The sequence below is a fragment of the Neobacillus solisequens genome (assembly GCF_051233465.1).
GTDB lineage: Bacteria > Bacillota > Bacilli > Bacillales > Cytobacillaceae > Neobacillus.
Genome location: NZ_JBKFGJ010000009.1, coordinates 172490 through 192571 on the forward strand (window position 1 = coordinate 172490; position 20082 = coordinate 192571).

Consider the following 20082-nt stretch of genomic DNA (forward strand, 5'->3'; position numbering starts at 1 on the left):
GTATACAAATATATACAATAATGAAATAATTTGTATTTTAAAATAGGTTTTTTTACAATGAGAGACAGCGATTTAAAAGGGCATTTAATAGAAGGACACCATCACGGCGGCTCACTCAACCGAAAAGATCTGTGGTTTTTCTTTTTATAAAATGAAACAAGGCCTTTACCAGAACAATCCTATTTAACATTTATTAAAATTAACCGATAATAATAGTAAATACCTTGGGGACAATCCCAAAAAGGTGGTTATGATGGCCGAAATAATCTCCAAAATTTATAAAACAAAAATGGGCATGAAACTCTTAATAAGAACGGGCGTCATTGCCGCTGCATACCTCTTGTTTTTAATCATATCGTCAATGGTAATAAACAATACTATCCAAAAAGTACATCAAGATCTTGATTTAATAGCCAAAATCAATGAAGAGGCACATGAGTTGACTGAAAGCTTATTAAATCAAGAAACAGGACAAAGAGGATATAATTTAACAGGAGAAGAGAAGTTTCTTGAACCCTATTTTTTTGGAACAGATCGATATTCATCTTTGGCTTGGGGATTAAAATTAAATATCCGCCGATTTCCTTCATTAACTGATCCTGTGAATGCGATGATTGAATCAGGCTTTTACTGGCATAATCATTATGGCTCGCAACAAGTGATCGAGCAAGGCCATAATATGAAAGTAACAAATCAAAGTCTTGCTAAAGGGAAAGAAAGTTTTGATGAGTTTAGGTCAAAGGCTAAAACAGTCTATACAGAAACATCTTTGCAAAGAGAGGCAAAGATAAAATACATTTCCTCTTTAACGTCTAACTACCATATATTATTAATACTTCTCTCGTTTTTTCTATTCTTGACGCTAATCGTAATGATGTTGAGCGCATTTAAAAAGGTAACCGAGCCAATACTTGAAGTTCAAAATGCGATCAAAGAAATAGCAGGTGGAAATTTCGATTATCCTTTATTTGATCAGAAAAAATCCAAGGACGAGCTATCTGAACTGGTTTCAAGTATAAATATTATGCGATATCAACTTCACCAAAAAATGAATACAACGATGCTATTGGCGGAAACGGATTCATTAACGGGTATCTTTAATCGAGGATTCTTTGATAAGGAATTAAATAAATTAATGGTTAACGCCCATTTATATGGGGGAGAGTTTAGCCTCATTCTCATTGATATTGACCATTTTAAAAAATTTAATGATTCCTATGGCCATACAGAAGGTGACAGAGCTTTATGCCACGTCACTAAGCTGATTTCAGAACAAACTCGCTATACCGATGTCTTTGCCAGATATGGCGGAGAAGAATTCGCGGTCCTTGTTACCACTCCAGATGCAGCTTCCTTAGCGGAAAAGTTGAGAAAAAAGATAGATGAAACTCTGTTAGAAAATTACCACATTACCGCTAGTTTCGGTATCAGTGACTTTCAGATAGGTGAAGATGCAAAGTCATTGATCAATCGGGCTGACCAAGCGTTATATGAAGCAAAGCGTAAGGGTCGCAATAGAGTAGAATATGTAAAATAGGTAAAAAGCTATCCTTCCAAACTTGGAAAGGATAGCTTTTTTTATTAATGACGCATGTTATTCGAATTGTTGTTCATGTTCGTCCCCATACCCATGTTTGTGTTGCCACCAGTTTGTGGCGTTCCTTGGGCAGGAGCAAATGTGTTCATGATTTGCGTCATATCCTCTTGAGCAAGCTGTGGTACTTGGTAGTAATGGTTTTTGTTTTGATAAATAGAAAGTTCATACGCCATTTCAATACAGTTCGGAATGGAGTCAGCAAGTACACGGCGAACAACAGGGTTCGTCGATTCAACGGCAGCCATCGTTTTTCCAGCAGCTCCAGCTTTACAGCATGCGAGCATTGAAGCAGAAATAAATTCATCAGAAATCTCATTAAGGGTCTGCATTGGTCTTTTCGGCTGAGATGTTTGTTTGAGTCCATAAACAAAATCGTTATCCTGTTGCATTTTATAGCTTTGTGTAGGTTTGGAAGGATCTTGTCCGCTTTGGAAGCATTCCAAGGTAATATTGTACTCATCTTGTATGAATTGATATTGGCGATCTAAAATCCCCAGTAATTCCTGATCTTTTACATGTGGACGAAGCATCATATACTGATTCAATGTGTCAATCGATTGAACTAGTACCTCATGCACGTCAAACATTTCATGACCGCCATGGTTCAATTGCGGTGGCACGGCTCCTGTATGCATATTCTGGTGCATTTGCCCCTGTTGATTTTGCATCATACCCTATCTCCTCCTAAGAATATTTGGACACTCCCATCTATTATTTTGTTTCAAGCCAGAATTGTTATTCGTGATCGTAACTTTAATTTCTCTGTTTCGCGTTTTAAAACGATTCTCCACGTCAATAATGCAGGTAGTAAAAGCTTAGGGAGGTACATGTCGTGAAACAGGAACTGGAGATATTTTATCGGATCTTTACCACAACAAAAAACGCCATTGAAAAATTTATGGATCTGCTCGACCCGGTCATCCAGAACGCAACAGACGACCATGAACGCCTGTATTATCACCATATTTATGAAGAAGAGGAACAACGTCTATCTCGCTTGGCAGAGCTGATTCCGTTAATCAACAAGTTCCTGCAGGAAAAAGAGAACCAGGACTTTACCCCAACAAATAACGAGTTTAATCGTTTGCTACAGGAATTAAATCTTGAAAAATTTGGACTTCACAATTTTGTTGAGCATTTGGATTTGGCCCTGTTTCGCTTCACAGATGAAGAGCGCACTACACTGCTAAATCAGTTGCGGCAGGTTTCCTACCAGGATTACCAGCAAGTTAAAGTCATGCTAAATGAAATAAATGGTCGTTTTGACCATAACTATGTGGATCCCCATGTCCATCATGATGAGCATCATGATCATTTGGACAGGTCCGTGTCAGCTTCCGTTACTGCCGAAAAGACTTCAAATTACCGGAAAGGATTTACGGTTGGCAGCTTGATGTAAGGCATAGTAGAGGATTCGTCATAATTATTGCTAACAAACGGTGGGATTAATCGAAAATATAACGGGATACTTCTTAGCAAAACTCGCGAAAGTATCACAAAATCTTGTGGGAATCCAGCTAAATCCTGCTGAATCACTAACATCATCATCAGCAAATGAGGAAAAGAGAGGAAAACGTATGAATAAATCACAGCTATACCCAGACTCACCACTCCATGATGGTGAATTTGCCCAATTAGATAAAACCGTCATCGAGGCAGCACGCAGACAACTGGTCGGGCGAAGATTTATTGAACTGTACGGCCCGCTTGGCAGGGGAGTCCAGAGTATTTTTAACGATATTTTTACTGAAAATGAAGAAGCAAAAATGGACTTTCAAGGTTCATTTGACGTAGATGTTGAAACAAGCAAACGTGTTAATTTGACAATTCCCATGATATACAAAGATTTTATTCTATTTTGGAGGGACCTGGAACAGGCAAAAGTCCTCGACATCCCGATTGATTTTTCACCGGCTGCCAATGCAGCCCGAGATGTTGCTATTATGGAGGATCAGATGATTTTTCATGGTTCAAAGGAATTTGACCTCCCAGGCTTAATGAATGTTCATGGGCGAATCACTCATTTAATCGGCGAGTGGTATGAATCGGGTGCAGCGTTTCAGGATATCGTGGATGCCCGCAACAAACTGCTCGAATTGAATCATCATGGACCTTTTGCCTTAGTACTATCGCCAGAGCTTTATTCACTTATCCATCGTGTACATAGGGATACTAATGTTCTAGAAATTGAACATATTCGTGAGTTGGTGACCGATGGCGTGTTCCAATCACCTGTTTTAAAAGGAAAAACAGGAGTGCTGGTCAATACGGGCAGAAACAATTTGGACCTTGCCATTTCAGAGGATTTTGACACGGCTTATTTGGGACAGGAAGGATTGAACCATCCATTCAGGGTTTATGAAACAGCTGTACTGCGGATTAAGCGACCATCAGCTATTTGCACATTGGAAGCAATCGGGGATTAAATGATGAATCGCATGTTTACCGTTGGTTCGTTAATTCCCGGAAGGATGAGCGCTGTTCAACAAACGATACCAAAGGCCATCCTCAAACCAGAAGTGTTTACGGAAAAACTAATCTTGTATCAAGGGATAAATAAATTTGAAGTGACACCTGAAAAAGGAATCCTTCTCGACACTGCACTTAAGCAGGGAAAACCCATTCAGTATAAATGCAGAAAAGGAACATGCGGCCAGTGCACGGTCAAAGTGGATGCCATTGGCATAAAGTTATCCCAACCAAATGAGAAAGAATTAAGTAAATTGAAAGATGAAATAGGGGGCGGCTTCCGCTTGGCATGCCAGACGGAAATTATGTCATAAAAAAAACGAGGACTGGGGGCCTCGTTTTTTTTATGCGTGCATACGATCGCTCATATGAACTAAATTATCTTCCACTGGGAAGGGCAAAGTAATATTGTGTTTATGAAGCTCTTTTACACTAATATCACGGACAATTTTCATAGCCTCTTTTTTGAAGGTTTGAGTGACAAAGCCATGGTTTACTTCACAAAGCTTTTGTAAATACTGTAATGTGTCACGGACCATGATTTGCTTAATGAAAGAGTTATTCAGCTGACAAATCAATTTGTGCTGAAGGCCTTTAATAATGGCAATCTGGTCAACATGGGCAATGATGTTCGCGCCGTTTTCATCGATAAAACCGACCGAAACATATTGACCTTTTGAAATATCAACATTGGTGAACACGGGGTTGTTATAAATCTCACCGGAGGACAAACGAATGGAATCCGCTTCAGCTGCACCACCAATTTTACGTTGATTCGCAATAACCGTGTGAATATCTTTCAACCCAAATAACATGTTAAACATTGTTGATATTCCTCCTCGCAGTGTTAAGTTCTCTCTGTTGTCTATAAGCTTATTCTAGAGATAATGAGAATCATTGTCAATAAGGTTTTGTAAAAGAAATATGACAGTTATTTGAAATGAAAAAGTTGGTAATGAAGGGTCAGGCTATCTGACCAAATATGATGCTTGGGGAATAATAAGACTGATAGAAAGCCTCTAACAGCCCAAAAATAAGGGAATTCTTGAATAATGGTCAGATAGAATACTTCTATCAGACTAAAAATTGTAGAAATCTAGAAAAGCGGTCAGATAGAATGCTTCTATCAACCCAAAAACAAGTAAGAGTCAATAAACGGTAACATAGCCATCTTCTACGTTCCCGAACAAGCTGCAAAAGCAAAAAAACAGGAAAGTAGACCGCCTCTACGTTCCTGAACAAGCTACAAAAGTAAAAAAACAGGAAGGTAGACCATCTCTACAATCCAGAACGAGCAGCAAAAGTAAAAAACAGGAACGTAGCCCCAATACATTGCTCCAAAAACAAAAAACGGTCACATAGGCCAAATAGGCCCACGCAACCGCTTTATCAGACATTCAAATTAATTACATAATCGTCGCAACACTTAAAATAACCATTACAATCACCGAAAGCATTACTACCAATTTCCAAACATGTTTCAAATACGTGCTATAAGGAATTCGAGCAATAGCTAGTGCGCCCATAATGACAGCACTTGTTGGAGTCAATAAGTTGATGACACCGGATGCACTTTGGTAAGCCGTGATGACAATATCTCTTCCCACATGCGCGAAATCAGCCAATGGCGCCATGATTGGCATGGACAAGGTGGCTAGACCCGATGTGGATGGAACTAAGAAAGAAAGTGGCATGTAGAACAAAAACGATAGATCCGTAAAAAGAACAGAACCCATATTAGAGAGGGCTCCTTCGCCCCAATGAAGAACGGTTGCGGTCATGCCGCCAGCGTTCATAACAACGGTAATACCGCGGGAGATTCCGATAATAATCGCAACTCCGAGTAAATCACGTGCTCCATTAATAAAGGTACTCGTAAAGTTTTCCTCGCCCATACGGTAAATAAAGGCAATTATAATAGAAGAAACGAGGAAAAGCATTGTTAATTCTCCGAACCACCAGTCACCAAGCGGGATCATGCCGCCTAGTAATTTACCGATGAACGGAATTTTTCCTAAGGCCGTTACTAAATCTTCAAAAATAGTAATATTGAATTTCGCAGCCCATGGGACTACACCTAAAATCATAATCACAAACGTTAATCCGAATACCGAAAGTACTGCTTTGCGGCGACCGGTAAATTCAAGATCTTCTGTTTTCTGAGTCAAGAAATGCTGCTCATTTTCCTCTTTCATATTGGCAATTAATGACTTGGACGGATCGTCCTTGACTTTTTTTGCATAGCGCATGACAAACATGATGGTAACAATTAACGTCACAATAAGGATGACTAACCGCAGTCCCATTCCGTCACCAATTGAAACTCCGGCGAATCCAGAAGCAATACCTGTAGCAAATGGGTTGACAGTAGAACCCAGACAACCGATACCAGCTCCAAGAGCGATGATAGAAACAGCAGTTAATGCATCATAACCAGCAGCAATTAAAACTGGGATCAAAATCGGATAAAACGCGATTGTTTCTTCGGCCATGCCGTAGGTTGTACCACCGATGGCGAACAGTGTCATCAAGATTGGAATCAGCCATTGCTCCCGGCCTTTTAATTTACGAATGACCCGAGTGATCCCTGCATCAATCGCGCCTGTTTTCATAACCACTCCAAGGAATCCACCGATAACTAGAACGAACAATGCGATATCTTTTGCATCAAAGAAACCGTTAATCGGGGCATTGACCACTTCCCATATACCTTGAGGCGTTTGTTTAGCGGCCGAGAGTTGGTGATAGGTACCGGAAACAGGAATTTCTTGCTGGCTAACCTTGTCCACTTTCGTATCGTATTGACCACCAGGGACTATCCAAGTTAATGCAGCAATAACAATGATAATTAAAAATAATAGCGTGTAGGCAGTTGGCATTTTCATTTTTTTCATAGTACTACCCCCAATAGAATAATAGAAAAAGAAAGGAGAGTACTAACCCGATTATGATTTATCGGGTTAGTTCATAAATCGCACGTGCATAAATTTCCATAGCATTAAACATTAAATCCAGATCAATATGTTCATTTGGCTGATGCTCGGTTTTTGCTTGATTCGGAAAAATGGCTCCAAAAGCAACGAAGTTTTCCATCGCTCTAGCATAAGTGGCTCCACCTGACGAAATCGGTTGGGAAGCGAAATCATTGGTAACTTCCTGATAAACCTTCATCAAGGTTTTAATTAAAAAGTGATCTTTTGGGACATAAATGGAACGTAAATAATCAAATTCCTTGTACTCCAGACCATACTTTGCGGCGGCTTCAGACAACAGCCCGACCATTTCTTGTTTATCGGCGGTTACAGGGATCCGAATATCAATGGATAGACGTTCAACTTCCTCATTCAAATCGATTTTTCCAATATTAAACTTTAATTTGCCGGATGCCTCATCTTCACATTCGCCAAAAATCTTCACCGCAAATGGATCCTCTTGGAGCATATCGCTGACAAATTCAATGACTTTTGAAGAGTAGCCGACCTGTTTCAGTGCCAATAGCAGGCGGGTAATAGCATTAATCCCTTTCTCTGCCACCTGAGCATGGACTGCTTTACCTAGAACAACAATTTCATCTTCAGTTTCTTCAAAAGCATAACCCATTTCTGTCAAAGCAGCCTTTACTTCCGGTAATTTTCCACCTGCATATCTCGCTGCGTCAGGCACTGCGTTAAACGCATTTCCCGCTTTTAACTGGAGCCCTGAATCATTACTTCCTTCTAAATTCAGCTGTAATAATCCTTTTTCAGCATAGACGAGAGGGAAGGTAGAGTCGGGAGCAAAGCCCATTGACGGAATTTCTTCAATCTCGCAGTAACGGTTCATACAGCGCCAAAGGGTTTCTTCATCTGTTCCAAATATAAACCTGACCCGCTTGTCAAACTCAATACCGAGATTCATTAAGGCTTTGACGGCAAACAGTGCAGCTAGTGTTGGGCCTTTGTCATCCTGAGTACCGCGGCCATACATGTTGCCATCTTTAATGACGGCTTCAAACGGGGAAGTATTCCAGTCATCAAGACTACCGGCAGGCACTACGTCTAGATGGCCGAGAACGCCAACCATCTCCTTGCCTTGACCAATCTCTGCATAACCGTAATAACCCTGAGGATCATAGAAGGTGGTAAAACCTAACTGACTGCATAGCTCTAAAGTCTTTCTTAAAGCTAAATCAATATTTTTGCCGAAGGGAAAGTTCTCATCGGTTTCATCTATGACACTGGGAATGGCTATGAGCTCCTTTAAGGCTTGATGAAAGTCAGTTTCTATGTTTTTTAATTCACTTAACAATTTGTCTGCATTCAATGTTTTTCGCTCCTTTCATCTTGATTTTATAGTTAGCAAGCGCTTTCTTAAGTTAGCATGTTCACAGTTGTGGTGTAATAATCCTTACATTTTTGCAGAGAAAATATACATTTTTATGCATCAAAACTAATAAATGGTGGGAGTGTATACAAAAAAGGGGGGTGAAACTGAATAACTAGTGAATGTCATATAAAGTTCATACCTAAAGTTCTAAAATTACAAAAATTAGTTTGACATAAAAACCTCTCCGAAACATGTTTCGGAGAGGTTTGATTTATGGCTATTAAACTAGTACAGGAGCACCATTCATTGATACAACGGTACCAGCCTTGCCTTCAACTGCGTTTACTGCTTGTTCTAATGAGGTAATGATCGTTTTGCGTTTAGGACTTGTTGCTGCAAATTGGATAGCCGCTTCTACTTTTGGAAGCATGCTGCCTGCTGCAAATTGACCTGTTGTGATATAAGTGTTCATTTCTTCAATGCTAACTTCTTCTAATTTCTTTTGAGTTGGTTTGTTAAAATCAATATAGACATTGTTAACGCCTGTTAGAATAACCAATGCATCAGCATCAACAAGCTCAGCTAATTTTTCAGAAGCGAAGTCTTTGTCAATTACTGCTTCAACACCAGTAATACCATTTTCTGTTTCGATGACAGGGATACCGCCGCCGCCGCAGGAGATAACGATGTTACCTTGTTCTACTAAGGAATTAATAACGGAATGCTCCATGATGCTAACAGGTTTTGGTGATGCTACCACACGTCTCCAGCCGCGTCCGGAATCTTCCTTAAAGCATACACCTGAATCTTCCATGATTCGTTTTGCTTCTTCTTCGCTATAGAATGGGCCGATTGGCTTAGTTGGGTTGATAAAGGCAGGATCCTCTTTATCAACAACTACACGGGTAACAAGGGTAACAACATTTTTAACAATGCCGCGTTCTTTCAAGGCTTTTTCCATGGCATTTTGCATCCAGTAGCCAATCATTCCCTGACTCATGGCACCGCAAGTATCAAGCGGCATTGCTGGATTTTTAACTGAATCTGCTGCAGCTTGCTGTAGTAAAATATTGCCGACTTGTGGACCGTTTCCGTGAGAAATAATGATATCTATTCCTTGTTCAATGAAGTCAACTAATTGACGAGCTGTTGTTTCTAGTGCTTGCTGTTGAGCTTTGGCAGATGCATCGCCAGATTGAATAGCGTTGCCGCCTAAAGCGATTACTACTTTCTTTGACATTGTATTTTCCTCCTATTATTAAAAACTCGATTAGGTTTTTATAAACTGATTTTTCCGGCAACAACCATGTATACAGCCAGGATGGCAAGTAAGATAAAGATAATAGCCCAGATCAGTTCGAATGGTTTAAAGGTTTTTTCGCCATTTTCTTTTTGGGCGATTCTAAAGACTAAGATTCCGATCGCGTATAATACAGCGGTTAATACTAGATAACTAAGTCCAGCTGCATAGATTAACCAAACTCCGTAAATAGATGCGATTAATCCGATTACCATTTGTTTCGTTTCTTTATTCTGTAAACTGTATTTCACTTGGTACAGTGCAGAGAACAAGTAAGGAATTAAGATTGCTGAGCTAGCTAATGAGAATGCAAAATTATAAGGCTTATCAGAAACTAATAGAGTTAATAAGAAAATCTGTACTAGTACGTTTGTGACAATTAAGGCATTGACTGGTGCATGGTTTTTATTTTCCTTGGCAAACATTTTTGGTAAAATGCCGTCCTTCGCTGCTAAAAATGGCAGTTCTGCAGCGAGTAGGGTCCAACCAAGCAAGGCACCTAATAAGGAAACGATTAACCCTAGGTTAACTACAGCCGCTCCCCAAGGACCAACTACTTCTTTTAAGACGTAAGCCATAGATGGACTCTTTAAGCCCGCAAGCTCTGATTGGGACATAATCCCATAGGATAACAAGGTTATAAGAATGTAGATAACCAACGTTGATAGTAGACCGATGACTGTTGCTTTACCAACATCATTCATATTTTTTGCACGGCTTGAAAGTACGACGGCTCCTTCAATACCGATGAATACCCAAAGGGTAACTAACATGGTGCTCTTTGTTTGACTTAGGACATCTGAAAAATGGAAACCATTTTTGCCCCAGAAATCGATGGAGAATGTATCCATTTTAAAAGCGAAGATGGCAATGATGATAAATAGGAAAATTGGAACGAGTTTTCCGATCGTTACGACCAGGTTGACTAATGCTGCTGAATGAACCCCACGGAGGATTAAGAAATGTAGCAGCCACAGTAGAACTGAAGCACCAATGATCGATGCAAGATTTGCACCATCAAAAATTGGAATAAAGTAGCCGATGCCACTGAAAAGTAAGGTTAAGAATGCGATATTGCCTAACCATGCAGATAGCCAATAACCCCAAGCGGAGTTGAAGCCCCAATAGTTACCGAAACCAGCTTTTGCATAGCTGAATACGCCACCTTCTAGGTCAGGACGTTTATTTGTTAAATTTTGAAAGCAAAAGGCAAGTGCGATCATGCCAAATCCTGTAATGACCCAGCCGAGGATAACTGCCCCGGCAGAAGCACCGCCTGCCATATCTGATACTAGGTTGAACGCTCCGCCACCGATCATGGAACCAATAACAATGGCAATTAAGGATAATAAACCAAGTTTCTTGCTTGTATCAAGACTTTTTCCCTCTTCCATTATGTTTCACTCCTCTGTTTGAATTGGAAAGGAAAGGAGAAGGAGAGCAAACTCCTTCTCCAGTAAGCAGTCTCTTAATCTAAGTTTCCAAGAGTTGCAGCCATTACCGCTTTAATGGTGTGCATTCTGTTTTCAGCTTGATCAAATACTTTAGAATGATTGCTGCGGAATACTTCATCTGTTACTTCCATTTCAGACATGCCATGTTTTTCGTTAATGTCACGGCCATAGCTTGTTTCAAGGTCATGGAAAGCAGGTAGGCAGTGTAAGAAAATCATATTTTCATTACCAGTCTTTTTCACCATTTCCATGTTGACTTGATATGGAGATAGAAGTTCAATTCTTTCAGCAAACTTATCTTCTTCACCCATAGATACCCAAACGTCTGTATAGATAACGTCTGCTCCAGCAACACCTTCATCAACACTGCTAGTGATGGTTACTTTACCGCCAGATTTAGCAGCTAGTTCTTTAGCTAATTCAACAATTTCTGTTTCAGGGAATAAAGATTCTGGTGAGCAGATGCGAACATCCATTCCAACTAAAGCTCCACCGACAAGTAAGCTGTTAGCAACATTGTTACGGCCGTCGCCAACGTATACGAATTTAATGCCTTCTAAGCGGCCAAAGTTTTCTTTAACAGTTAAGAAGTCTGCAAGAGTTTGTGTTGGGTGCCATTGATCTGTAAGACCGTTCCAAACTGGTACCCCAGAATGTTCTGCTAACATATCCACTTTTTTGTGTTCAAAGCCACGGAATTCGATACCGTCAAACATGCGGCCTAATACTTTAGCTGTATCTTCGATAGATTCTTTTTTACCTAATTGGATATCGTCTTTTCCTAGGTATTCTGGATGTGCGCCAAGGTCGATACATGCTACTGTGAATGCACAACGTGTACGAGTAGATGGTTTTTCAAATAGAAGGGCAACGTTTTTACCTTCTAAGTGGCGATGAGGAACACCATGTTTTTTCTCATCTTTTAATTTCATTGCTAATTCAATGAAATAGACAAACTCTTCTTTAGAAAAATCCATTTCGCGTAAAAAGCTTCTGCCGTGTAATTTTGGTGTAGTTGCTAACATTGTATATTCTCTCCTTTAATCTCTCATTTTTATAAAAAGGTTTTCTTAATCAAGCGCCCGGCAATGAAGCGGGCGCTGCTAATTATTTGCGAAGGTCTTCACGAACGATTGGCATACTCATGCAACGTGGGCCCCCACGACCGCGAGATAATTCCGAGCTTAAGATTTCAATTACCTCAATACCATGCTGACGTAATAAGTCGTTAGAAATGTAGTTTCGGTCATATGTGACAACAACTCCAGGAGCGATAGCCAAAGTATTGGATCCATCATTCCATTGTTCACGGGAAGCAGCGATTTCATCACCGCCGCCGCAAGGAATTAGGACAAGTTCACTAAGTCCAAGAGCTTCTTTTAAAGCTTCCTGCAGGTTGGAACGGTGCGAAATTTTAGCATGTTCAGCATCTTCGCCTTTTTCAAGGATATATACGTTCATATTTCCTTGTGGACCTTGGATTTCTGGGTGAATCGTAAATTTATCGTGATCTACCATTGTAAACACTGTGTCTAGATGCATGAAAGCGCGGCACTTAGGAATTTCAACGGCCATAACCTTTTTAAAGGAACTGTTCCGTTTGAATAAATTCAATGCTAGTTTTTCAATTGCTCTAGCAGATGTACGAGCTGAAACTCCGATTGCAATAACTTCATCACTTAGGATGAGCTCATCTCCGCCTTCGATTGGGAATTCATTATCACGGTCAAGCCATACTGGAACGTCATGTCCGGCAAAGCGCGGATGATGTTTGATGATATATTGCATGAATAAGGATTCACGGCGACGTGCTGGTTCGCGCATTTTGTTAATAGATAATCCGTTGCCGATACTTGCTGCAGGGTCACGGGTGAAATACAGGTTTGGCATTGGATCTAAGTAGAACGGATAGTGATCATCCATAAATTCATATAAATGAGTTTTCTTGCTTTCTTCTATTTCTTTTTTTAGAACACCAGCCATAATTTTGTCCACCATTTCGGCAGTAGGGAAGGATAATAAATATTCTCTTAATACCTTTGCAGCCCCATTGACATTAGCATGGCTTTCTCGTAAAATATCATCAACAAGTTGTTTTTTAATTTCTGTGTTACTTAATGTCTCAGTAACTAATTTCTCGAGGTATAGGACTTCTATGCCTCTATTTTTTAATGTCTCGGCAAAATAGTCGTGTTCTCTCTGTATAATTGGTAAATATGGAATATCGTCGAATAATAAACGTTGAAGATATTCAGGAACCAGGTTTTCAACTTCTTTACCTGGGCGTTTTAGTAACACCGTTCTTAAAGTCCCAATTTCAGATTTAACATTGATCGGGTGCTTTAATTGGTTTTGTGTTTCTCTCTCAGCAGTCAATACGGATGTACTACTCATTTCTAATCCTCCTTTTTTTCTCTTTCCTTGCTACACCTTTATTCTAAGTGATGTAAACGATTTCTTTTGTAAGTACCCTTACAAGTAAACTGTTAAAATCATTACATTTTTTTGTCAATCATATAAATGACTATGCATATTTATGTATGTTTTTATGCAAAACAGTATTTTTAGGAGTTTTTTAATTGAATAACGACCGAATGTCACATATATTTCAAAGATAAAGTTCTAATTTTCTGAATACACTAGGTAAAAAAAGACTGGCAATCATGCCAGCCTACCTGTGTTTTATATCGAAATTTTCCCCGTAACAAGCATGATAACCGCCACAACCGCTACTACTACAAAGAATAAGGCCCAAATAAGTTCAAACTTTTTGAAGGGCTTTTGCCCACTTCCTTTTTCAGCATATAAAAAGACGAATATACCCAATGAATAAAGAATGGCTGTTAGTAATAAGTAACTTAGTCCAGCAGCATAAAGAATCCAAACGCTATAAATGGATGCAATAATCCCGATGATCATTTGACCCGTTTGCTTTTGCTGCCAGCTATATTTCACTTGAAATAAGGCGGAAAACAGATAGGGAACTAGTATGGCAGAGCTTGCCATGGAAAAAGCAAATTGATAGGGTTTATCAGAAATTAATAAGGTGAGTAAAAATAACTGGATCAGCACTCCAGTAAAAAACAACGAATTCATTGGAACATTATTTTTATTTTGTTTGGCAAATGTCTTCGGAAATGTTCCATCTTTGCCGGCTAAATAGGGAATTTCGGCGGCATAGAGGGTCCAGCCGAGCAAAGCTCCTAATAACGATACAATCAGACCAATGTTGACAAAGGCTGCTCCCCAAGGGCCAACAATGCTTTTTAGTACATAGGCCATAGAAGGGTTCTTTAGGCCGGCCAGTTCTTCTCGCGGCATAATACCTAATGATAATAAGGAAATCAGTATGTATATGACTAGTGTTGAAATCACGCCGATGACAGTTGCTTTACCGACATCGCTTTTTTTCTTAGCCCGGCTTGATAAAACAATAGCACCCTCAACGCCTGTGAACACCCATAATGATACAAGCATCGTACTTTTAACTTGGCCCATAACGTCGGAAAAATGAAATCCTTTACTACCCCAGAAATCGATTGAAAAGGTACGGAACTTAAATGCGATTAGGGCAATGATAATAAATAGTATGATAGGAATCAGTTTAGCAATCGTCACGACGATATTCATGACAGCAGCAGATTGGACACCTCTGGATACAAAGAAAATTAAAATCCAAAGGAATAAGGAGGCACCGATCACAGAACTAATGGTTCCTCCATTAAAAATAGGAATAAAATAACCGATGGAATTGAATAGTAGGGTTAAAAAGGCGATATTCCCGAGCCAGACAGATAGCCAATAGCCCCATGCGGAATTAAACCCAAGGTACCTGCCGAATCCAGATTTTGCATAACTGTATATACCGCCTTCGAGGTCAGGCCGTTTATTGGACAGGTTTTGAAAAGAAAAAACTAATGCAAGAATACCGATTCCTGTAATGACCCATCCCAGCATGATGGCACCGGCATTCGCGCCGCTAGCCATATCAGTTGCCAGATTAAAGCACCCGCCGCCAATCTGAGAGCCAATGACTAACGCGATTAATGCAAGCAAACCGAGTTTGTTTTCTTTGTTTTCCATATAGAACCTTCTTTCCATTAAAAACCTTCTTGATATTCAATAGGTTGTCTAATTTCCACATCTTAAATACTACACTAAATAGAAGGTACGAACATCTAAAAAAAATGCATAAATATAAGTTGTAATTTTCATAATATACAGGATTTGTATCTAGACAGAAAAAATCAGCCCCTCACGAAATAGTGAAGGGCCGAACTTAATGGTTATATTTCTTTAAAGTAATCAGGATCCTGGAAACGAATATTTTTTTTATTCACGGAGATGATCTCTTCCCGTTTTAATTGGTTCATAATCAAGCTGACGGTTTCCCTGGTCGTGCCCGACATTTTAGCAATATTGGCAGCTGTTAGGGGACAAGGGATTAGAACGTCAGTCCCATCTTTAATGCCAAGATCCTCCATTAAATAATTAAGTGTATGCAGCACGCGTTCTTGAGCATTTGGTATGAGGATTTGCTGCACTCGTTTCTGATGGAGCTCGAGAATTTCGGAAAGCTTTGTGATGGTCAGGATTAATGCCTTTGGATTGGTCTTCAACATTTCTTCAAGGACGTGGGTCTGAATGAAATAGACCATGATATCGGTCGCGGCAACCGCGGTGTTTTTATAGTAGGGATCGTTAAAGATTCCTCCATGAGGGAATAACTGATTTTTTTTCACAAAGTCAACATACATCATGCTGCCTTCTTCACTGCCACTTTCAAACATAACGTACCCGTCAAGCAAGAAAAAGATCTTATCTCGCGGGTCACCTTCCATAAATAGACATTGATTTTTCTTGTATGTTCGAAAATAAAAATAAGGCAAATACTTTTGTAAAGTTTTTGGGGAAACCGCCTTCAAAATCTCAAATTGCTGTAAGTCAGAAATAACATCCATATGAATCACAGTTGAGTTGAGCATGTTCTCTCTCCTTTCTGTGGGTAATTGTACCTTATTCGCTTAATGATCTAAGCTGCTTATTGATATGGGACGCTTCGTCAGGAGTTCGGCAAATGATTAGGCAAGTATCGTTCCCGCAGACTGTTCCTGCTTTGCCTTTCAAATCTAACGAATCCAACAATGCCCCAAAAGAGTGGGCGTGTCCTGGAAGAGTTTTAATAATAATAAAGTAATTGATAACCTCAATTCCAATTAAGGCATCCTTAAGCTTGTTCTTCAGCTTTTCTGAAATGAGATGGTCTTGGTCCACTTTAAAGCTATATTTAAGACTGCCATCACGGGAAGGTACTTTAATTAACTGCAAGGCATGAATATCACGTGAAATGGTGGCTTGCGTTACTCGTAATCCCTTTTCTATAAGCAATTGTTGCAGCTCTTCTTGTGTCTTTACCTCTTGTTCAGAGATCAGCTGGGTGATAAGTTGTAATCTCATCTCTTTCGTGATTGGTACGTTCATCGGCGGAGCTCGCTTTCATCTTATTCTACCTTTCTATCTTATTGCCAAATCATTGTAAATGACATGTATAAATCGTGAACTTATTCTAAACTACATAAAAAAAGGCTGGAAATCGTCACAATAATGTGGATTTCAGCCTTTTATAAGTATCTGGTGAAGGATCGAGAGAAAGGTCAGGAAAAGGATACTGCCCATAATTGAGAATGCCCATTTTATACTTTTTATTATGATTTTGGAAAATACAAATGATGCAATGAGGCTAAACCATCCGATGATCGTAACGATTATCAAACCGTCAATCATCAGGTAAGGGAGCACCCCAAAAAATACGAGTCCCCCTAGTGCACTGCTAAGAACAAGGGGAATGAGTACATCAAGGCTGTGGGTAATTACAGGTGTGCTTGTTGATTCTATTGCTTTTACATTCAATAGCGGATAAAGAAAATATGGCAGGACCATTCCAAAACTGATACCGGTCACTATTCTTTTAAGATTTGAGCTTTCAAACAAATGCAAGTAAGAACCTAATCCGTCTATCATTAGGGGGAGCATAAATATAAGAAGAATCATGCTTATTTTTACGGATGGAATGGTCATGCTTGGTCGTTTTTTAAATAAACATAAATAGGTTAGGGTCGAAAAAATCCCTAGATAAATTCCAGTATCACGAGCACAAACGGAGAGGACTCTTCCAGAGGCAAGGAATGTTCGATCCGCAATTTGATGACAGACAGCCTTCCCGAAAAAGTCAAAGATTTCATCCACCAGCAGCCACCACCACCTTTCTAGGCAAAACCCAATTCATGTGTAATGAATTGGGTTCCCAAGAGCAACATCATTGTGATTAATATCCTGACATAAAGGCGGGAGAAATAGATAAAGCTGACAAGGCAAACCAACAAATACAACTTAATACAATTGAAACAATTCCAATGATCAAGCAATTTTTTCCGATTGCTTTTTTCTCGAGATCTTGATCGTTCATCCAGATAATTCCTAATATAATTCCAACAACAGGAATAAAAAATGATAAGATGTAAAGTAGAGCCTTAAGCCCACCTGACACATACTCACCCCCATGATGCGAAAATATGGAATTCCTCTTGTACATGAAATTCCTTGTTCAATGATATGTATGTAGAACTCTTTACAAATTTGCCTGTCCCTGAATTGGAAATTTTTTAGTAATTTTTCGCCCGTTTTTAACGTATATAAGTTACAATAGATAAGAGAATTGTTGCAACTTGTCTAACAATCTATTATTCTGACTGGACCTTTAATATAATTGTAATATTTTTAATGGATTTGAAACATTTCGTCGGCATAATCGTCTATAATGGTAAAGGAAAAAAAATCATCAAAGAGGGAATGAATAATGGGGAAACTAAGACTACGAAGAAGGGTAAAGGGGACCCTTATCTTTTTGGGGTTGCTTGCATTTTTGTTTGCCGGAATTACGATCAATAATTGTTATTTCCAAGCACAGGCTGCCGACAAACCTATTAATCAACCAAAGAATGAAACTATTAAAAAGCCAAACTTGCAAGCACCTGCTCACGAAACAAAAGAGTTAAGAAAAGAACGAGAAAAAAGGTGGAAAGAGGGGGAAGCACGGCGGAAAGAACATGAAAAAGGAGGAACTGCACAGCCCGTCAATACAACTGTACCTCCACCACCACCGGGTCAACCCAATCCTACTTCACCACAACAGCCACCGGCTAGTTCTCAGCCGAATAATCCTAAAACGGTATATCTAACATTTGATGATGGACCGTCGGTATTTTCCGAAGGGATTATCGCCCTACTGGAACAATATCATTTTAAGGCAACTTTTTTTATGATTGATGGTAATATTAGAAGGTATCCGGATGCGGTAAGACTCATGGTAAAAATGGGTGAAGGGGTAGGTCTCCACAGCGTATCTCATAATAAAGCCATTTTTTACGCATCAGTCAACTCTGTTCTGGGAGAATTGAATCAGAACCGCCAAACATTAAAAGAAGTGTCCGGAGTCGAATCCTTTTTAATGCGGACACCATATGGAAGTTCACCATATATGACGGATGAATATAAACAAGCGGTGAAAGCGAACGGATATATTATGTGGGATTGGAACATTGACAGCAAAGACTGGTATTTTAAAGACGAACGCTATATAGGAAATGTAATTAATCAAATAAATAGCAGATCCAGTCATCCTGGGCCACTTGTGATTTTAATGCATGAGCGAAAAGAAACGCTTGCGTCACTGCCAAAGCTAATGGAATACTTAAGACAGCAAGGCTATAGGTGCGAATCCATTAACAGTTCGATTCCTCCGGTTCAATTTTAATTAGCTTTATTAAATGTAATTAGCATTATTAAATTATTAAAGGATTTGATATAATTAACTTCAATAGTAAAGATAATGAGGTACGATAATTCCCTATGATTAATAAACTTTTTCAGAGCAGCAGTTTTAAACGAATTTTAATATTTATGGTGATCGCATTAGTTATTTATGCGATGAAATCGATGATTAATCTCATCTTGTTAACGTTTATTTTCGCGTTTTTAATGGATCGTTTGGTTCAATTTATCGGAAATAAAATTCCGCTTAACCGGCGTTTGTTAGTGATCATCTCCTATTCTTGCATTGTCGGATTGCTTTCCTATGGATTAATTATGTATCTTCCGATGATTGCTGGGGAAATTACCGCCTTAATTAAGCAATTGACAGCATTTTACACTTCAAAACATGATAATGTTGTTTTGAATTATATTGTTAGACGTGTAGAAGAAATACAAGTATCCAGTTATTTGGAGCAAGGTTTCACGTTTATCCTCAAATATTTTACTGATATTAGCAAGGTCAGCTTACAGGTGCTATTAGCATTGTTGTTAAGTTTATTTTTCTTGTTGGAAAAACCTCGTTTAATAGAGTTTACTAAGAAATTTAAAACGAGCAAGGTTGCTTCTATTTATGATGAAATTGAGTTTTTTGCACAAAAGTTTGTGCGGACGTTTGGTAAAGTCATTGAAGCGCAGTTAATCATTGCTGTAGTCAACTGTATTTTAACAACTATTTCCTTATGGCTGCTGGATTTCCCACAGCTGGGCGGTTTGTCGATTATGATCTTTATCCTGGGATTAATTCCTGTGGCTGGGGTCATTATTTCGTTAATTCCACTAACGATTATCGCCTATAGTATTGGCGGAATGATGAAGGTCTTATATATTGGGATTGCCATTGCTGTCATTCACGGAATTGAAGCATATATCATGAATCCTAATTTAATGAGCTCCAAAACGAACTTGCCGGTTTTCTATACCTTTATTGTCCTAATCTTTTCAGAGCATTTCTTCGGAGTCTGGGGTTTGATTATCGGAATTCCGGTATTTGTGTTCTTGTTGGATGTGTTAGAAGTAACTGATAGCAGTAGGAACTAAATGGATAAAGCCCACTCTTGGGCTTTTTTCTTTTGCCGGAAAAATGG

Annotated in this window: 19 protein-coding genes; 6 read left to right on the forward strand and 13 right to left on the reverse strand. The window is 39.2% G+C overall.

The annotated features are described in order from the left end of the window. The first annotated feature begins 253 nt into the window (after positions 1 to 253). Positions 254 to 1537: a diguanylate cyclase gene (locus tag ACI3K6_RS10075; protein WP_435554714.1), complete on the forward strand. Its 1284-nt coding sequence runs from the start codon at positions 254 to 256 to the stop codon at positions 1535 to 1537. A gap of 44 nt (positions 1538 to 1581) precedes the next feature. Here the strand turns inward: ACI3K6_RS10075 and ACI3K6_RS10080 are convergent, their stop codons facing one another. Then, positions 1582 to 2265 (reverse strand): spore coat protein, encoded by a 684-nt coding sequence (locus ACI3K6_RS10080; protein ID WP_435554807.1) that lies wholly within the window; start codon positions 2263 to 2265, stop codon positions 1582 to 1584. 164 nt (positions 2266 to 2429) lie between these two features. Between ACI3K6_RS10080 and ACI3K6_RS10085 the strand changes: the two genes are divergently transcribed. The 3 genes from ACI3K6_RS10085 (at position 2430) to ACI3K6_RS10095 (ending at position 4380) form a co-directional block, all read left to right on the forward strand. After that, complete coding sequence (locus ACI3K6_RS10085; RefSeq protein WP_335478702.1) at positions 2430 to 2996, forward strand: IMEF encapsulin system ferritin-like cargo protein; 567 nt, start codon at positions 2430 to 2432, stop codon at positions 2994 to 2996. A gap of 178 nt (positions 2997 to 3174) precedes the next feature. Next, positions 3175 to 4023: a family 1 encapsulin nanocompartment shell protein gene (locus ACI3K6_RS10090; RefSeq protein WP_435554715.1), complete on the forward strand. Its 849-nt coding sequence runs from the start codon at positions 3175 to 3177 to the stop codon at positions 4021 to 4023. Positions 4024 to 4026: 3 nt separating this feature from the next. After that, complete coding sequence (locus tag ACI3K6_RS10095; protein WP_435554716.1) at positions 4027 to 4380, forward strand: 2Fe-2S iron-sulfur cluster binding domain-containing protein; 354 nt, start codon at positions 4027 to 4029, stop codon at positions 4378 to 4380. A gap of 30 nt (positions 4381 to 4410) precedes the next feature. Here the strand turns inward: ACI3K6_RS10095 and ACI3K6_RS10100 are convergent, their stop codons facing one another. The 12 genes from ACI3K6_RS10100 to ACI3K6_RS10155 form a co-directional block, all read right to left on the reverse strand. Next, positions 4411 to 4890, reverse strand: a complete 480-nt coding sequence (locus tag ACI3K6_RS10100; RefSeq protein ID WP_435554717.1) for a hypothetical protein — start codon at positions 4888 to 4890, stop codon at positions 4411 to 4413. 582 nt (positions 4891 to 5472) lie between these two features. Next, entirely contained in the window at positions 5473 to 6960 is a 1488-nt protein-coding gene (locus ACI3K6_RS10105; RefSeq protein WP_435554718.1) for a YfcC family protein, read from the reverse strand. 58 nt (positions 6961 to 7018) lie between these two features. After that, entirely contained in the window at positions 7019 to 8368 is a 1350-nt protein-coding gene (locus ACI3K6_RS10110) for a M20 family metallopeptidase (protein ID WP_435554719.1), read from the reverse strand. Between the two features lie 283 nt (positions 8369 to 8651). Beyond that, positions 8652 to 9611 carry a carbamate kinase gene (gene arcC / locus ACI3K6_RS10115; protein WP_335478690.1) on the reverse strand — a complete coding sequence of 320 codons (960 nt, stop codon included), beginning with the start codon at positions 9609 to 9611 and terminating at the stop codon, positions 8652 to 8654. Between the two features lie 38 nt (positions 9612 to 9649). Further along, a complete protein-coding gene (gene arcD / locus ACI3K6_RS10120; protein WP_435554720.1) occupies positions 9650 to 11065 on the reverse strand; it encodes an arginine-ornithine antiporter in 1416 nt (471 codons plus the stop codon). A gap of 74 nt (positions 11066 to 11139) precedes the next feature. Then, a complete protein-coding gene (gene argF, locus ACI3K6_RS10125) occupies positions 11140 to 12150 on the reverse strand; it encodes an ornithine carbamoyltransferase (RefSeq protein ID WP_335478686.1) in 1011 nt (336 codons plus the stop codon). 82 nt (positions 12151 to 12232) lie between these two features. Beyond that, positions 12233 to 13519, reverse strand: coding sequence for an arginine deiminase (gene arcA / locus ACI3K6_RS10130; protein WP_335478684.1), 1287 nt, complete (start codon positions 13517 to 13519; stop codon positions 12233 to 12235). Positions 13520 to 13807: 288 nt separating this feature from the next. Beyond that, entirely contained in the window at positions 13808 to 15208 is a 1401-nt protein-coding gene (gene arcD / locus ACI3K6_RS10135) for an arginine-ornithine antiporter (protein WP_435554721.1), read from the reverse strand. Positions 15209 to 15411: 203 nt separating this feature from the next. After that, positions 15412 to 16110 carry a Crp/Fnr family transcriptional regulator gene (locus ACI3K6_RS10140; protein WP_335478679.1) on the reverse strand — a complete coding sequence of 233 codons (699 nt, stop codon included), beginning with the start codon at positions 16108 to 16110 and terminating at the stop codon, positions 15412 to 15414. A gap of 31 nt (positions 16111 to 16141) precedes the next feature. Further along, entirely contained in the window at positions 16142 to 16606 is a 465-nt protein-coding gene (argR, locus tag ACI3K6_RS10145) for an arginine repressor (protein ID WP_335478676.1), read from the reverse strand. A gap of 132 nt (positions 16607 to 16738) precedes the next feature. Then, positions 16739 to 17371 (reverse strand): DUF2085 domain-containing protein, encoded by a 633-nt coding sequence (locus ACI3K6_RS10150; RefSeq protein WP_435554722.1) that lies wholly within the window; start codon positions 17369 to 17371, stop codon positions 16739 to 16741. 79 nt (positions 17372 to 17450) lie between these two features. Further along, positions 17451 to 17672, reverse strand: coding sequence for a hypothetical protein (locus ACI3K6_RS10155; RefSeq protein WP_435554723.1), 222 nt, complete (start codon positions 17670 to 17672; stop codon positions 17451 to 17453). A 309-nt stretch (positions 17673 to 17981) separates the two neighbouring features. On the opposite strand from ACI3K6_RS10155, the gene ACI3K6_RS10160 reads away from it, so the two are divergent. Next, positions 17982 to 18938, forward strand: coding sequence for a polysaccharide deacetylase family protein (locus ACI3K6_RS10160; RefSeq protein WP_435554724.1), 957 nt, complete (start codon positions 17982 to 17984; stop codon positions 18936 to 18938). 95 nt (positions 18939 to 19033) lie between these two features. Then, positions 19034 to 20035, forward strand: coding sequence for an AI-2E family transporter (locus tag ACI3K6_RS10165; RefSeq protein ID WP_435554725.1), 1002 nt, complete (start codon positions 19034 to 19036; stop codon positions 20033 to 20035). Positions 20036 to 20082: the final 47 nt, after the last annotated feature.

Bases quoted from the DNA above. Each gene is read 5' to 3' on its own strand.
- ACI3K6_RS10165 (WP_435554725.1), top strand. From the start codon at position 19,034: ATGATTAATAAACTTTTTCAGAGCAGCAGTTTTAAACGAATTTTAATA.
- argF (WP_335478686.1), bottom strand. From the start codon at position 12,150: ATGTTAGCAACTACACCAAAATTACACGGCAGAAGCTTTTTACGCGAA.
- ACI3K6_RS10075 (WP_435554714.1), top strand. From the start codon at position 254: ATGGCCGAAATAATCTCCAAAATTTATAAAACAAAAATGGGCATGAAA.
- arcD (WP_435554721.1), bottom strand. From the start codon at position 15,208: ATGGAAAACAAAGAAAACAAACTCGGTTTGCTTGCATTAATCGCGTTA.
- argR (WP_335478676.1), bottom strand. From the start codon at position 16,606: ATGAACGTACCAATCACGAAAGAGATGAGATTACAACTTATCACCCAG.
- ACI3K6_RS10160 (WP_435554724.1), top strand. From the start codon at position 17,982: ATGGGGAAACTAAGACTACGAAGAAGGGTAAAGGGGACCCTTATCTTT.
- ACI3K6_RS10095 (WP_435554716.1), top strand. From the start codon at position 4,027: ATGAATCGCATGTTTACCGTTGGTTCGTTAATTCCCGGAAGGATGAGC.
- arcC (WP_335478690.1), bottom strand. From the start codon at position 9,611: ATGTCAAAGAAAGTAGTAATCGCTTTAGGCGGCAACGCTATTCAATCT.
- arcD (WP_435554720.1), bottom strand. From the start codon at position 11,065: ATGGAAGAGGGAAAAAGTCTTGATACAAGCAAGAAACTTGGTTTATTA.
- ACI3K6_RS10105 (WP_435554718.1), bottom strand. From the start codon at position 6,960: ATGAAAAAAATGAAAATGCCAACTGCCTACACGCTATTATTTTTAATT.
- ACI3K6_RS10100 (WP_435554717.1), bottom strand. From the start codon at position 4,890: ATGTTTAACATGTTATTTGGGTTGAAAGATATTCACACGGTTATTGCG.
- arcA (WP_335478684.1), bottom strand. From the start codon at position 13,519: ATGAGTAGTACATCCGTATTGACTGCTGAGAGAGAAACACAAAACCAA.
- ACI3K6_RS10090 (WP_435554715.1), top strand. From the start codon at position 3,175: ATGAATAAATCACAGCTATACCCAGACTCACCACTCCATGATGGTGAA.
- ACI3K6_RS10140 (WP_335478679.1), bottom strand. From the start codon at position 16,110: ATGCTCAACTCAACTGTGATTCATATGGATGTTATTTCTGACTTACAG.
- ACI3K6_RS10080 (WP_435554807.1), bottom strand. From the start codon at position 2,265: ATGCAAAATCAACAGGGGCAAATGCACCAGAATATGCATACAGGAGCC.